Below are 15,164 nucleotides of genomic sequence, written 5' to 3' on the forward strand. Positions count from 1 at the left end.
CGTGACCCATGCTCAAGCCCCTGTTCTGGACGCCTTGCGCGCGCAGCTGCGCGCCATCGAGTGCGGCCGCTATCGCCGGCGCGAGGTGCTGCCGTTCGGCGTGCCGGCGCTCGACGCGGTGCTGGCCGGAGGCGGGCTGGCGCTCGACGCGCTGCACGAGGTGGCGGGGGCTGGGCCCGACATGGCCGACGATTGTGCGGCGACGCTGTTCCTGGCGGGAATCGCTGCGCGCGCCTGGGGCCCGGTGCTGTGGGTGGTGCGGCGTCGCGACCTGTTCGCGCCGGGGCTTGCCCAGGTCGGGCTGGGGCCGCACCGCGTGCTCTATGCCGAGGCGGCCGACGATGCCGAACTGCTCCAGCTGATGGAGGAAGGGCTGCGCCACCGCGGGCTGGGCGCGGTGATCGGCGAGGCCAAGCGCGTGCCGATGACCGCCACCCGCCGGCTGCAGCTGGCGGCCGAGGGCGGGCGCACCATCGCGCTGCTGCTGCGCCGGCACGGGCGGGCGGGGGACGATCCGCTGGCGGTGCCCTCGGCGGCGGTGACGCGCTGGCGGGTCGCGGCCGCGCCCTCGACGCCGCTGCCGGTGGCTGGCGTCGGCCGCGCCCGCTGGAAGCTTTCGCTCGCCCGCCAGAAGGGTGGCGAGCCCCACGACTGGACCGTGGAGGCATGCGATGAAACGGGTCGCTGCGCTCTACCTGCCCGACTGGTCGATCGACCGGCTGCGGCAGGCAGAGCGAACCGCCGCGCCGCCTGAGGCGGGGCGCCCGGGTCCTGCTCTCGCGGCGATCGGCCGGGTTGCCGAGGCCGAACGCGCCAACCAGTGCTCGGTCCCCAAGGAAGGCGGCTGGCGCCCTGGCGCGCGTTGGGCGCGGGCGGAAGTGGAGGCTGCGATCGAGCAGCTCCCCACGCACCAGCGCCCGCCCCAGCGGGAACTGGGCCGTACCAGCGTGGCTGCGGACAATCCGTTCAAGGCGGAACGACCGAAGGACGTCCATCGCCAGGGTCGCCCGCTTGACGCCTCGCCCGCATCCGCCGCCTGGGCTGCGGATGCCGGGGCCGTGGACCGGGCGATCGCCGCGCTGCCGCTGCACCAGCAGCCGCCGTTTCGCGAGCTCAGCCGCCGGTCGGAGGTGATGGACCATCCGTTCAAGGCGATGCCGCCGGACGAGGGCGGGTGCAGCCATCACGCGCTGGCGCAGCCGCAGGCGTTTCCCCGGTCGGACCGGCCGACGCTGGCGCAGATGGCGGCGATGCCGGCGGTGCAATATCCGGGCGAGGGGCCGCACCCGGACGCGCATGGCCGCGAGCCGATCGCGGGCTATGCCGCCGCAGGCCGCTTCTTCCAGACCGGGCGGACGCTCGGCGATCTGGTCGCCCGGGTGTGCGTGGAGGAAACGGTCGGCAGCCTTGTGCCGGTACGCGATGCCGTGCCGCTGGTCACGGCCGCTCGCCAGGGAGGGCGCGTGGCAATTGCGGCGGCGTCTCCGGCGGCGCAGGCGCTGGGGCTGCGGCCGGGCATGGCGCTGACCCAGGCGCGCGCGCAGGTGCCTGAACTGCAGGTGCGCGATGCCGATCCTGCCGGCGACCGCGCCGATCTGCGCCGGCTGGCGATGCTGCTCGCGCGCCGCTGGACGCCGGTGGTCGACCTGTCGGATCGCGACGGGCTGCTGCTCGACCTGACGGGCGTCGCGCATTTGCATGGGGGCGAGGCGCGCATGGCACTGCGGCTGGTGCGGCTGCTCGCGCGCCATGGCGTCCACGCCTGCATGGGCGTGGCCGATACCGCCGGGGCTGCCTGGGCGCTGGCGCGGCATGGCCGGGGTGCCGTGCGGATCTGCCCGCCCGGCGCCCAGATCGAGGCGCTGGACCCGCTGCCGGTCACGCTGTTGCGGCTTCCGGAAAACGCGATCGAACTGCTCGCCCGGCTGGGCGTGACGACCGTCGGCCAGCTGCGGGCACTGCCGCGCGGGCAGCTGGCGCGGCGGTTCAGCGATGCGGTGCTTGCGCGCCTGGACCAGGCGCTGGGCACGCGGGCCGAGCCGCTCGACCCGGTCGTGCCGCCCGAACGCATCCAGGTCGACCAGCGCTTCGCCGAGCCGATCGCCACCGCCGAGGCGATCGCCCACTGGCTGGGCGAACTGGTGCCCAGGCTGGTGGCGGCGTTGCGTGAAGGTGGCCTGGGCGCGCGTCAGGTGGAGCTGGTGCTCGACCGCGTCGACGGCGTGCCGCAGCGGGTGCGCATCGGGCTGGCGCGCGCCAGCCGCGACGGCGCGCATCTGCTGCGGCTGCTCGGGCGGCGGATCGAGACGGTGGAGCCGGGCTATGGCATCGATGCGATGGCGCTCCACGTGCGCCGCGCCGAGCCGCTGGGCGCAGAGACGCTGGGGGCTGCGCTGGTCGAGGAGACGCCGCCCGATCTGGGGCCGCTGGTCGACCGCATCGTCAACCGCATCGGCGCGCAGCGGATGTGGCGGGTGGCGCCGGTGGAGAGCGACGTGCCCGAACGCTCGATGGCGTGCACCGCGCCGCTCGATACGGCCGTCGCCGCGGAGCCGACGCTGCGCGAGGACGACGTCCGCCGGCTCGACGGGCGGGGGACCGACCACCCTTGGCACGCGCGCTGGCCGCGACCGGTGCGGGTGCTGCGCCGGCCCGAGCGGCTCGATCATGTCATGGCCGAACTGCCCGACCAGCCGCCGCGGCGTTTCACCTGGCGCGGGGTGCCCCATGTGGTGGTGCATGCCGACGGGCCGGAACGGATCGCGGGCGAATGGTGGCGGCGCCCGGCCGAGCGGGATGCGGTGCGCGACTATTTCCGGGTGGAGGACGAGCACGGCCACCGCTTCTGGCTGTACCGCAGCGGGGATGGCCTGCGCGGGGAGACGGGCGACCTCAGCTGGTGGCTCCAGGGCATGTTCGCATGACCTATTCGGAGCTTCAGGTCACCACCCACTTCTCGTTCCTGCGCGGCGCGTCGTCGGCGGAGGAGCTGTTCGGTACTGCGTCCGAAATGGGCATGCCGGCGCTGGGCATCACCGACCGCAATTCGGTGGCGGGCATCGTTCGCTCGCTGGTCGCCGCCCGTGAGGTGAGCGAGCAGGGCAATCCGATCCGGCTGGTGGTCGGGTGCCGGCTCGATCTCGTCTCCGGTGCGTCGCTGCTGGTCTGGCCGGAGGATCTGGCGGGCTGGTCGCGGCTCACCCGGCTGCTGACGCTGGGCAAGAAGCGCGCCGACCCGCAACACGGCGAAAAGGGGCAGTGCTTCCTCCACTGGGACGATCTGGCCGATACGCAGGGGCTGGTCGGATCGCTCGTGCCCGGCATCGACGGTGTACGCGAGGACGAACTGCGCTGGATGGCCGACCTGTTCGGGTCGGACCGCGGCCATGTCTGCCTGACCTATCACCGCCGGCCGGGCGACCGGCTGCGGCTGCACCGCACGGCAGAGGATGCGGCACGCTTCGGCTTGCAGCCGCTCGCCACCGGCGACGTGCTCTACCACAAGCCCGAACGCCGTATGCTGCAGGATGTGGTGACGGCGATCCGCTGCAAATGCACCATCGACGACCTCGGTCTCCGCCGGGAACGGTCGGCCGATCGCTGCTTCGTGCCGCCCCGCACGATGGAGCGCCGCTTCGCCGATCTGCCGGAGGCGATTCACGCCGGCGCGGCGATCGTCGAGCGCTGCACCTTCTCGCCGACCGAACTGAGCTACCGCTATCCGGACGAGATCGTGATGCACGGCCGCACGCCGCAGGAAGCCTTGGAGCAGCTGGCGCGCAAGGCGCTGGACGCGCTGTTCCAGAAGCCGCCGTTCCATGGGCGGCCGGACCAACGCTACATCGACAAGCTCGACTATGAGCTCGAGCAGGTCAGGCTGATGGACTATGCGGCCTATTTCCTGACCGTCAATTCGATCGTCACCTATGCCCGCGCGCAGGACATCCTGTGCCAGGGTCGCGGTTCTGCAGCCAATTCGGTGATCTGCTATGTGCTCGGCATCACCTCGATCGACCCGGTCGAGCACCAGCTGCTGTTCGAACGGTTCATTTCCCCCAATCGCGGCGAACCGCCCGATATCGACGTCGATTTCGAGCATGAGCGGCGCGAGGAGGTGATCCAGTGGATCTACCAGACCTATGGCCACGACCATGCCGCGCTGACCGCGGTGGTCAGCCGCTTTCGCGCACGCGGTGCGGTGCGCGAGGTTGGTAAGGCGCTCGGGTTGCCGGAGGACATGACCGGTGCGCTCGCCGGGCAAGTGTGGGGCTGGTCGAGCGAGGGCGTGGCCGACGCGCATGTCGATGCGCTCAACCTCGACCGTTCCGATCCCCGGCTGGCACTGACGCTGGAGCTGGCGCGCGAGCTGATCGGCACGCCGCGCCACCTGTCGCAGCATCCCGGCGGCTTCGTGCTGGCGCGCGACCGGCTCGACGGGCTGGTGCCCGTAGAGCCCGCCGCCATGGCCGATCGCTGGGTGGTGGAGTGGGAGAAGGAGGACATCGAGGAACTGAATTTCATGAAGGTCGATATCCTCGGCCTCGGCATGCTCGGCTGCATGCGGCGCGCGTTCGACCTCTTGGGCGAGCACAAGGGTCTGGCGCTGACGCTCGCCTCGCCCGAGCTGCAGAAGGAGGATCCGGCGACCTTTGCGATGATCCAGCGCGCCGACACGCTGGGCGTGTTCCAGATCGAGAGCCGCGCCCAGATGGCGATGCTGCCGCGGATGCTGCCGGAGACCTTCTACGACATCGCCATTCAGGTCGCGATCGTCCGCCCCGGCCCGATCCAGGGCGACATGGTGCATCCCTATCTCAAGCGGCGCGAGCAGAAGCGGCGGAATCCCGGTATCGAGTTCGACTATCCGAGCCCGCGGCTGAAGGCGGTGCTGGAAAAGACGCTGGGCGTACCGCTGTTCCAGGAACAGGCGATGAAGGTCGCGATCGAGGGTGCGGGCTTCACGCCCGCGCGCGCCGACGAGCTGCGCAAGGCGATGGCGACCTTCAAATATACGCAAGGGGTCGGCCAGTTCCGCGAGGAGCTGATCGCCGGGATGAACAAGAACGGCATCTCCGAAGGCTTCGCCGATCGGCTGGTGAAGCAGATCGAGGGCTTCGGCAGCTATGGCTTTCCCGAGAGCCACGCGGCGTCGTTCGCCAAGATCGCCTATGCGTCGTCGTGGATGAAGTGCCACCATCCCGACGTGTTCTGCGCGGCCCTGCTCAACGCACAGCCGATGGGGTTCTACGCGCCCGCCCAGATCGTGCGCGATGCGCGCGAGCACGGCGTGGAGGTGCGGCCGGTGTGCATCAACGACAGCCGCTGGGACACGCGGCTGCTGGGCGCGGCCGCGACCGGTCTTTCCCCAGAAGCGGCGGCGGCGATGCGCCTGCCGCTGCGGCTGGGGTTCAAGGTGGTGCACGGCCTGTCCAACGCCGATGCCGCGCGGCTGGTGATCGCGCGCGGCGAGGTGCCGTTCACCTCGGTCGAGGATGCATGGCGGCGATCGGGCGTGCCGCTTGCCGCGCTAGAGAAGATCGCGCGCGCGGACGGGTTCCAGGCGCTGGGGCTCGACCGGCGCCAGGCGCTGTGGGCGATCAAGGGGCTGGCGGCCGAGCCGCTGCCGCTGTTCGCCGCGGCCGACGCGCGCGCAGGCGGGCTGACGCCGGAAGTGGCGGAGGCGCCGGTCACGCTCGAACCGCTCACCGCCGGCCGCGAGGTGGTGGAGGATTACCGCGCCACCCAGCTGTCGCTGCGTGCACATCCGCTCACCTTCCTGCGTGGCGAACTGGACGGCGAGGGCGTCGTGCCCTGCAAGGCGCTCGGCTCGCTCAAGGACGGGCGGAGGGTCGAGGTGGCCGGCGTGATCCTGGTCCGCCAGAAGCCGGGCAGCGCCAAGGGCGTGCTGTTCATCACCATCGAGGATGAGACCGGCGTCGCCAACGCGATCCTGTGGCCCGACCGGTTCGAAAAGCAGCGGCGCACTGTCATGTCGGCGGCGATGGTATCGATCGTCGGCCGGGTGCAGCGCGAGGGAGAGGTGATCCACGTCATCACCGACCGGATCGTGGACCGCACCCCGATGCTGCGCAGCGTCGGCGACCTCGATCTGCCGCGCCTGACCGGCCGCGGCGATGGCGCCACCCACGGCAGCGGCCCTGATCCGCGCGATCCGCGGGAGCCGGCGGTGTGGAAGCCGCGCTCCCATTATCACCCGCCGTTCCGGACCGGCTGCGATCCCGAGGATGCGATTCCGATCCGCTCGCGCGACTTCCATTAGGCGAATCGACGTCCGGCAACTTCCCGCTCGTCCCGACAAGCTCGATCGCTATTCGAGACGAACGGAAGAGGGCGCGGATGCTAGCCGCCGCCGCTGCCCGCGCGTAAGCCGCGGCGCATGGAGTTCGCCTTCGAAACGCTCGCCTTTCTCGCCGGCATAGCCTTTCTTGCCGGTACCATCGACGCACTGGCCGGCGGGGGCGGGTTGCTGACGCTGCCGGCGATGCTGGCGGCCGGCGTGCCGCCGGTGGCGGCGCTTGCCACCAACAAGCTGCAGAGCACGATCGGCACCGCGTCCGCCTTTTTCACCTTCTGGCGGGCCGGTCACGTCGATCTCTGCCAGTTCGCGGTGCCGGCGCTCGCCGCCTTTGTCGGCTCCGCGCTCGGCGCCACGGCTGTCCAGCATGTCAGTTCCACCTTTCTGGCGGCCTTCATGCCGGTGCTGCTGATCGCGATGGGCCTCTACTTCCTGCTGGCGCCACCGATGAGCCAGGTCGATCGCCATGCGCGTCTGGGCAAGCCGGGAATCACCCTGATCGTCGCCGGCATCGGCTTCTACGACGGCTTCTTCGGGCCCGGGACGGGATCCTTCCTGACCCTGGCGCTGGTCGCGCTGGGAGGCTTGGGGCTGGTCCGCGCGATCGCCAATACCAAGCTGCTCAACCTGTCCACCAATGTCGCCGGCCTGCTCGCCATGATCGCCGGAGGCCATGTGCTGTGGCAGCTCGGCGCGGCGATGGCGCTCGCCAACGTGGCCGGCAACCAACTGGGCGCGCGCCTGGCGATCCGCTTCGGCGGCGCGGGCGTGCGCCCGTTGCTGGTGCTCATGTCCGCGGCCCTGACCTTCAAGTTGCTGGCGGACCCCGCCAACCCGCTCTGGACCCTGTTCTAGATTGCCGGCGCGGCTGCCGCATATCCGCCAATATTCGTGACGCCGCCGGAACCTTCCGCCTGCTTGCGAGTCCTTGCTTCAACAGGCCCGACAGGGGGTCGAAATGGAGGGACAAATACAATGGGCGTCATTATTTGGCTTATCGTCGGCGGCGTCGTGGGTTGGCTGGCCAGCCTGGTCATGCGCACCGATGCACAGCAGGGTATCATCCTGAACGTGGTCGTCGGCATCGTCGGCGCCTTCATCGCCTCGCTGATCTTCGGCCAGAACATCAACGACGGCGTCACCGTGACATCGTTCATCACCTCGCTGGTCGGCGCGATCATCTTGCTGGCGATCGTGAACCTGATCCGTCGCGGAACCGTTCGCTAAACAGCGATCTTCGGATCCAAAAAAAAGGGCCGTCCCTCGCGGGGCGGCCCTTCTTCCATGTGATGGAAACGATCAGCGGAGCAGGAAGCGGACCGTCACATTTGCGGTGATATCCTGTTCGCCGGCGACCATCGGCGTCGAATCGGCCGCGACCGACGCCATGCGGGCCTGGACCATCACCGGCGGTGGCGCGGAGGGCACATCGCCTTCTGCAATGGTCAGGATTCGGTCGACCCGGAGCCCCGCTGCCTTGGCATAGAGTTCGGCGCGCGCGCGTGCCCTGGCGATGGCGTCGGCCCGTGCCTCGTCGAGCGCCTGGTCCGCGGCGTCGACCGAGAGATCGGGGCCCTGGATCTGGTTGGCGCCCTCCGCCACCAGCGCGTCGAGGATGGCGCCGCTCTTCGCAATGTCCCGGAACCGCACCGATACCTGGTTGGACGCCTGATAGCCCGTGATGACCGGCGGCACGTTCTCCGCATAGCGGTATTGCGGCTGAAGCCCGATCTGGGCGGTCTGGATGTCGCGCGGGGCGACGCCTGCCTTGCGGAGCGCGGCCACGACGCGGTTCATGCGGGTGGCATTTTCCTGGAGGGCGGCCGCAGCGGTCGCCGCCTGCGTCACGACGCCTGCGCGCAACGTCGCCACGTCGGGTACGCGCGTCGCCTTCCCCTGGGCGACCACGTCCAGCAGCGTCGCGTCCAGCAAGACCGGGGCAGGAGCAACCTGCTGTGCGGCGGCCGGCACCGCGACGCCGGCAATGCCCGTGGCCAGAACGGCGGCGAGAACAGGAAGGCTGCGCATCAACGTTTTTCTCCAACATGACTTGGGGGCGTGCCCCCGATGGTGGTCGTCTCCTGCCTCTTCCCCGGACAACGCAAGCTGAACGCCGGTTTCACTTGCGAGCGGACGTGCCAACGGGCAATCCGCGGGCGACCGGGTGCCCTTGAGGTGAGTGACCTATTACTATAATACAGTAAGGCAGATGGCCGGTCGGGGGAGTGGGTATAGATGGAGTATGAGGCGAAGGCGATCGACGGGGAGGATCGCCCTCAGCTGAGCGGCCCTGAGGCGCCGTCGCGTCGCCGCCGCAAATGGATCATCGCGGCTGCGGTCCTGCTGCTGCTCCTGCTGGTCGCGTGGGTCGCGTTCGGTCGCGGCGACGAGGAGGGCGCAGCCGCGGCCGGCGCGCAGCCCGCAGGCGACTCGCAAGTGCCGACCGTCAGCGTGATGGTGCCCGGGCGGGAGTCGATCCAGGCGGTGGTCACCGGCACCGGTTCGCTTGCCGCACGCCGGGAAATGCCGATCGGGGTGGCCGGCGAGGGCGGCGAAGTCACGCGCGTTCTGGTCGAACCCGGCAGCTGGGTGGGCCAGGGGCAGGTGCTCGCCAGCGTCGATCGCTCCGTTCAGGCGCAGACCGCCGAATCGCTGCAGGCGCAGGTGCGCGTCGCGCGCGCCGACGCCCGCATTGCGCAGAGCGAGCTGGATCGGTCGCAGCAGCTGCTCGGCCGCGGGTTCGTGTCCCAGGCCGACATCGACCGCAAGACCGCAACGCGCGACGCGGCGCAGGCGCGGGTGCGTGTCGCCGAGGCGCAGCTGGCCGAGACCCAGGCGCGCAACCGCCGACTCGACATCCGCGCCCCGGCCGCCGGGCTGGTGCTGACCCGCAGCGTCGAACCCGGGCAGATCGTCTCGTCCGGAAGCGGCACGCTGTTCCGCATGGCGATGGGCGGGCAGATGGAAATGCGCGCGCGGCTTTCCGAAACTGACGTGGCCCGCGTGCGCGTGGGCGTGCCGGCCGAAGTGACGCCGGTGGGCTCGACCGCAACCTTCCGCGGCGAGGTGTGGCAGGTCTCGCCCGTGATCGACCCCGATACGCGGCAGGGCACCGTTCGCATCGCGCTGTCCTACGACCCGGCGCTGCGGCCTGGCGGCTTCGCCACCGCGCGCATCCTGTCGGGTGCGCGCGCCGCGCCGCTCCTTCCCGAATCGGCGGTGCTGAGCGACGGGAAGGGCAATTACGTGTATGTTCTCGACGACAAGAATCGGGCGCAGCGGCGTGCGGTGACGGTCGGCCAGGTATCGGACGCGGGCGTTGCCATCGCCGACGGGCTCAGCGGCACCGAGCGGGTGGTGGTGAGCGCGGGCGCCTTCCTGAACCCAGGGCAGAAGGTCAATCCGACGCTGCGCAAGACGGGACGCTAACGCCATGGGCTTCCGCAACATCTCCGCCTGGTCGATCCGCAACCCGATCCCGCCGCTGGTGCTGTTCATTGCGCTGACGATCGCGGGCCTGGTCAGCTTCATGCGGATGGACGTCAACCAGGACCCGGACATCGAGTTTCCGGTGGTGATCGTCGTCATCAACCAGCCGGGGGCTGCGCCCACCGAGCTGGAGACGCAGATCACCCAGCGGGTCGAGGCGGCGGTGCGCAGCATCCAGGGCATTGACGAGATTAATTCGGAAGTCAGCGAGGGCAATTCCACCACCATCGTCCAGCTCGACATCGGCACGCCGATCGACCGCGCCGTCACCGACGTGCGCGAGGCGGTGAACCAGATCCGCAGCGAGTTGCCCGAAGGCATCCTGGAGCCACAGATCTATCGCGCCAACACCACCGACAAGGACCTGGCGAGCTGGACCGCGATCGCCAACGACATGACGGAGGAACAGCTCAGCTGGTACGTCGACAACACGGTCGCCAAGGAACTGCTGTCGATCGACGGCATGTCGACGGTGGAACGCGTGGGCGGCGTCGACCGCGAGATCCGCGTGATCCTGGACCCGGCGCGCCTGCAGGGCATGGGCATCACCGCCAGCCAGGTGAACCAGGCGCTGCGCCAGGTGAACATCAACGCCGCCGGCGGCCGCGCCGAGATCGCCGGCCAGGAACAGTCGGTGCGCGTGCTGGGCAACGCCGCCACCGCCTATGAGCTCGGCCAGACGCAGATCGCGCTGGGGGGCGGCCGCACGGTGCGGCTGGCCGACATCGCCGAGGTGCGCGACGCCTATGCCGAGCAGCGCTCGGCGGCCGCCTACAACGGCCGGCGCGTGCTGTCGTTCGACATCAAGCGCGCCAAGGGGGCGTCCGACGTCACCGTCTTCCACGAGGCGGAAAAGCGGCTGAAGGCGCTGGAGGAGCGCAATCCGCAGGTGCGCTTCGCGCTGCTGTCGGACAGCGTGAAGTACACCGAGATCCAGTATGAATCCGCGATCCACGCGATGATCGAGGGCGCCGTGCTGGCGGTGGTGATCGTGTTCCTGTTCCTGTGGGACTGGCGCGCGACGCTGATCTCGGCACTGGCGATCCCGCTGTCCGCCATCCCAACCTTCTGGTTCATGGACCTGATGGGCTTCTCGCTCAACCAGATGACGCTGCTCGCACTCAGCCTGGTGGCGGGCGTGCTGGTCGACGACGCGATCGTGGAGATCGAGAACATCGTCCGCCACATGCGCATGGGCAAGAGCGCCTATCAGGCGTCGATCGATGCCGCCGACGAGATCGGCCTGGCGGTGCTCGCCACCACCATGGCGATTGTCGCGGTGTTCCTGCCCGTCGGCCTGATGCCGGGCATCGCCGGCCAGTTCTTCAAGAACTTCGGCCTGACCGTCGTCGCCGCGGTGCTGATGAGCCTGGGCGTGGCGCGCATGATCACGCCGATGATCGCCGCCTACTTCCTCAAGGGCCACGGCCATGTCGACAAGCCCGACGGCTGGGCGATGCGCGCCTATATGGGGACGCTCCGCTGGACCCTGAAGCATCGCTGGACGGCGGTGGTGGCGAGCATCGGCGCCTTTGCCGGCACCTTGTTCATGTTCTCGATCCTACCGGCGACCTTCCAGCCGCCGCAGGACCGCGACCGCTCGACCGCGATGATCGAGATGGTGCCGGGCACGACGCTCGAGCAGACCGCGCGCGTCGTGAAGCAGGTGGAGGAGATCCTGCGCGCGCAGCCGATTGTGACCTCGGCCTATTCGACCACCATGGTCGGCAGCGGCCGGGTAAGCGTCGAACTTGCCGAAGACCGCAAGATGACCAGCACCGAGTTCGAGCGTGGGCTGGCGCCGCGGTTGAGCGCAATCCCTGATGCGCGAGTGGCATTCCGATCGCAGTTCGGCTGGGGATCGAACAATCGCGACGTGTCGATCGTGCTGGGCGGCGACGATCCCGTGCTGCTCAACGAGACGGCGAACAAGCTGGTCCAGGAGATGGCCGGGCTGAAGACGATCGTCGCGCCCCGCATCAGCGGTGATCTGCAGCGACCCGAGTTGGTGATCCGCCCGCGGCTCGACCTGGCCGCCAGCCTGGGCGTCACCACCAGTGCGCTGTCCAACGCGATCCGCATCGCGACGCTGGGCGACATCGACCAGAACAGCGCCCGTTTCTCGCTGTCCGACCGCCAGATCCCGATCCGGGTTGCGCTGTCGGAGGATTCGCGCACCCAGCTGTCGACGATCCAGAACCTGCCCGTGCCCACCAGCAGCGGCGGATCGGTGCCGCTGAGCGTGGTTGCGGAGATCGGCTTCGGTGCCGGTCCGACCAAGATCGAGCGGGTCGACCAGCAGCGCCAGCTGGTGGTCGGGGCCGATCTGGCGCCCGGCGTCGTCAACAGCGACGCGATGAAGCAGATCCATGCGCTGCCCACGATGCAGAAGCTGCCGATCGGCGTGCGCGAGCTGACGCTGGGCCAGGCCAAGTGGCAGACGGAGATGATCCAGAACTTCATCATCGCCGTGATCTCGGGGCTGCTGCTGCTGCTGGCAGTGCTGGTGCTGCTCTACAAGCGGCTGATGCCGCCATTCGTGAACATTGGCTCGCTGCTGCTGGCGCCGCTCGGGGGGCTCATCGCGCTTTGGGTCACCGGCCATCCGGTCTCCATGCCGGTCTATATCGGTCTGCTGATGCTGCTCGGCATCGTCGCCAAGAACTCGATCCTGCTGATCGACTTCGCACTGGAGGAGATGGCCAAGGGCGTCGACAAGTCCGCCGCCATCCTCGACGCCGGCCACAAGCGCGCGCAACCGATCGTCATGACCACCGTCGCGATGGTGGCTGGCATGGTGCCGACGGCGCTGGCGCTGACCGGCGACGCATCGTTCCGAGCCCCGATGAGCATCACGGTCATCGGCGGCTTGGTGCTGTCGACCATGCTGACCCTGCTGATCGTGCCGGCCACCTTCAGCCTGGCGGTGGGCGTGGAGCGCTGGGTCGGGCCGCGGCTGTCGCGGCGGCTGCTGACCTATCGTCCGGGTGACGAGATCCCCGGCCAGACCGTGATCGATCACAAGCCGGGCGGACACATCGGCTATCACGGCAAGGGGCAGGAGGGGCCGGCTCCGGCCGAGTGATCGGTGGGGGCTGTCCGAGCGCACGCGCCGGCGCCGACGCCCCTCACCTGAGGCGTCACCCTGAACTTGTTTCAGGGTCCATCTTTCCACCTGCGACGGCGCTGCTGAGGCGCGGTGGATGCTGAAACGAGTTCAGCATGACGATGGGCTGGAGGCCGAGGAGAGATCGGCCGGGGTGCTTTCGTTGGCCGCGGACGTGCAAGCGGGCGGATACGGGCGCATCGACCCCGCCGCGTGTTGCGCGACGGGCTTGAACCTTCCCCGCTTTCGGGGATTGTTTCACGCATGACCCTGTTCGCGCGCGTTCCCGGCAGCGGGGGCGCCGTCCCTCCCGCGCTCACCCGCATGCGCCGCCTCGCCACCGCCATGCTCGTGGTGATGGCGCTGCTGTTCTTTGCCTCCCGCGCGCTGGAGGCGCGGCACCCGGCGTGGGGCTTCGTCCAGGCCTTTGCCGAGGCGGCCATGGTCGGCGGCCTGGCGGACTGGTTCGCGGTGACCGCCTTGTTCCGCCATCCCCTGGGGCTGCCGGTTCCCCACACCGCCATCATCCCCCGCAACAAGGACCGGATCGGCGACACGCTGGCGCTCTTCCTGCGCGACAACTTCCTGACCGCGCATGTCGTCGCCCGGCGCATGCGGCGGCTGGACGTTGCTGCGGTAGTCGGGCGTTGGCTCGCCAATCCCGTGGGCGGGGAAGGGCGGCTGCGCCACGGCGCCTCCCGCCTTGCGGCCAGCCTGATCCAGTCCTTCGACCAGCAGCGGCTGGGGGGCATGGTGAAGGGTGCGATCGCCAATCGCCTGCGATCGACCGAGGTGGCCCCGCTGTTGGGCCAGGCGATCCAGGCGGCCATCGCGGAGGATCGCCACGTGCCGTTGATCGACGGCATGATCCGCTTCGTGGCGCGCGCCGTCGACGCGAACGAGCAGGTGATCCGCGCGATGGTGCACGACCGGGCCGGATCGATCCTGCGCTGGACCGGGCTCGATGAAACGCTTGCCAACAAGATCCTCGACGGCCTGCACAAGCTGGCCGACGACATCGCCGCCGACCCGCAGCATCCGCTGCGCGCCAAGGCGGAGGAGGGGCTCGCCAAGCTCGCGGCCGACCTCCAGTCCGACCCGGCGCTCCAGGCGCGGGTCGAGCAGTTCAAGGAGGACATGATCGGCAACCCCGCGCTGCAGCGCTGGCTGGACGGCATGTGGGAGCGCAGCCGCGCCGCGCTGCTGCGGCTGGTGCGCGATCCGGACCGGGCGATGGCGGGCGGCATGGGCGATGCGCTGCGCCAGCTTGGCGAGACGCTGCAGCGCGACCCGCGGCTGGCCCGCACCATCAACCGCTTCGTGCGCCGCGCGGCCGTCGGAACCGTTGCCGACTATGGCGACGCGATCGTGCGGCTGGTTTCGGACACAGTACGCGGCTGGGACGCGCGCACCATCACGGGTCGCCTCGAGAATGCCGTCGGCCGCGACCTTCAGTATATTCGGATCAACGGCACGCTTGTGGGCGGTCTGGTCGGCCTGTGCATCCACAGCATCGACGTGCTGCTGTGAGGACCGTGCGCATCTGGGCTCAGGCTGCCCAGTCTAGAATGCGCCACCCCCGCGCCTTGGCGAGCAGGCGCAGCGGCGCATGGGCATTGACCGCCACCGGCTCGTCGGACCACTCGAACACGGGCGCGTCGGACACATGATCGCTATAGAAGCGGACATGGGTGTCCTCGCGCCGCAAGCCCTGGGACGCATACCAGGATTCGATCATCCGCAGCTTGCCGGGACCGTAGCAGTTCTCGCCGTCGATGCGGGGCAGCAGCGCGCCGGCCTCACTCAGTTTCGAATCGGTGGCGATGACATGGTCGAAGCCGAGCCGCGCCGCGATCTCGGCCGCGTAGAAGCGATAGGAGGCGGTGGCGAGCACCAGGGTGCGCCCCTCGGCCCGGTCCGACTCGATCTGCCTCACTGCATCGGCAAAGACGCCCTTTGTGAGCGTCCGGTCGGCAAAGCGGTGGGAGAGCGTCCTGAGCGTCTCCGCCGGGACGGTGCGGCCGAGCATCAGCCGGTGGGTGAGTTCCTTCAGTCGACCGCGGCTGTAGAGCTTGCTGGCATAGCCGGCTGCGAGCAGCACGGCGAGCGGCAGCAGCGCCACCCGCCAGCGCTGGCGGCCCTCGAGCGTGTGGAGAAGAAAGGGAGTCCAGGTACCCGCGCGGGTGATGGTCCGGTCCATGTCGTAGATTGCGAGACGATGCATTGCTGCGTCTCTGCAAGCTGGCGCCTTGC

10 protein-coding genes are annotated in these 15,164 nt (G+C 69.6%); 8 read left to right on the plus strand and 2 right to left on the minus strand.

Features of this window, described 5'->3' with window-relative positions; translation table 11 throughout:
- Positions 1–34: 34 nt before the first annotated feature.
- The 5 genes from EO081_RS14965 (at position 35) to EO081_RS14985 (ending at position 7,543) form a co-directional block, all read left to right on the plus strand.
- On the plus strand, positions 35–754 hold the full coding sequence (locus EO081_RS14965) for an ImuA family protein (RefSeq protein ID WP_129343340.1): 720 nt from the start codon (positions 35–37) through the stop codon (positions 752–754).
- On the plus strand, positions 672–2,924 hold the full coding sequence (locus tag EO081_RS14970) for a Y-family DNA polymerase (RefSeq protein ID WP_240697706.1): 2,253 nt from the start codon (positions 672–674) through the stop codon (positions 2,922–2,924). The genes EO081_RS14965 and EO081_RS14970 overlap by 83 nt, the downstream gene beginning before the upstream one ends.
- Positions 2,921–6,280: an error-prone DNA polymerase gene (locus EO081_RS14975; RefSeq protein ID WP_129343016.1), complete on the plus strand. Its 3,360-nt coding sequence runs from the start codon at positions 2,921–2,923 to the stop codon at positions 6,278–6,280. Before EO081_RS14970 ends, EO081_RS14975 begins: the two co-directional genes overlap by 4 nt.
- 117 nt (positions 6,281–6,397) lie before the next feature.
- The gene (locus EO081_RS14980; RefSeq protein WP_129343018.1) at positions 6,398–7,171 is read left to right on the plus strand and encodes a TSUP family transporter; all 774 of its coding nucleotides are present in this window, start codon (positions 6,398–6,400) and stop codon (positions 7,169–7,171) included.
- 120 nt (positions 7,172–7,291) lie between these two features.
- Positions 7,292–7,543 carry a GlsB/YeaQ/YmgE family stress response membrane protein gene (locus tag EO081_RS14985; RefSeq protein ID WP_129343020.1) on the plus strand — a complete coding sequence of 84 codons (252 nt, stop codon included), beginning with the start codon at positions 7,292–7,294 and terminating at the stop codon, positions 7,541–7,543.
- A 72-nt stretch (positions 7,544–7,615) separates the two neighbouring features.
- On the opposite strand, the gene EO081_RS14990 is transcribed toward EO081_RS14985, so the two are convergent.
- Positions 7,616–8,344, minus strand: coding sequence for an SIMPL domain-containing protein (locus tag EO081_RS14990; protein WP_129343022.1), 729 nt, complete (start codon positions 8,342–8,344; stop codon positions 7,616–7,618).
- Positions 8,345–8,551: 207 nt separating this feature from the next.
- Between EO081_RS14990 and EO081_RS14995 the strand changes: the two genes are divergently transcribed.
- The 3 genes from EO081_RS14995 (at position 8,552) to EO081_RS15005 (ending at position 14,441) form a co-directional block, all read left to right on the plus strand.
- Positions 8,552–9,745, plus strand: coding sequence for an efflux RND transporter periplasmic adaptor subunit (locus EO081_RS14995; RefSeq protein WP_129343024.1), 1,194 nt, complete (start codon positions 8,552–8,554; stop codon positions 9,743–9,745).
- A gap of 4 nt (positions 9,746–9,749) precedes the next feature.
- Positions 9,750–12,890, plus strand: a complete 3,141-nt coding sequence (locus tag EO081_RS15000; protein ID WP_129343026.1) for an efflux RND transporter permease subunit — start codon at positions 9,750–9,752, stop codon at positions 12,888–12,890.
- A 285-nt stretch (positions 12,891–13,175) separates the two neighbouring features.
- Positions 13,176–14,441: a DUF445 domain-containing protein gene (locus EO081_RS15005; RefSeq protein ID WP_240697707.1), complete on the plus strand. Its 1,266-nt coding sequence runs from the start codon at positions 13,176–13,178 to the stop codon at positions 14,439–14,441.
- 19 nt (positions 14,442–14,460) lie between these two features.
- On the opposite strand, the gene EO081_RS15010 is transcribed toward EO081_RS15005, so the two are convergent.
- Complete coding sequence (locus EO081_RS15010) at positions 14,461–15,135, minus strand: HAD family hydrolase (RefSeq protein WP_129343028.1); 675 nt, start codon at positions 15,133–15,135, stop codon at positions 14,461–14,463.
- Between the last annotated feature and the right edge of the window lie 29 nt (positions 15,136–15,164).

Source organism: Sphingomonas desiccabilis, from assembly GCF_004135605.1.
GTDB lineage: Bacteria > Pseudomonadota > Alphaproteobacteria > Sphingomonadales > Sphingomonadaceae > Sphingomonas > Sphingomonas desiccabilis.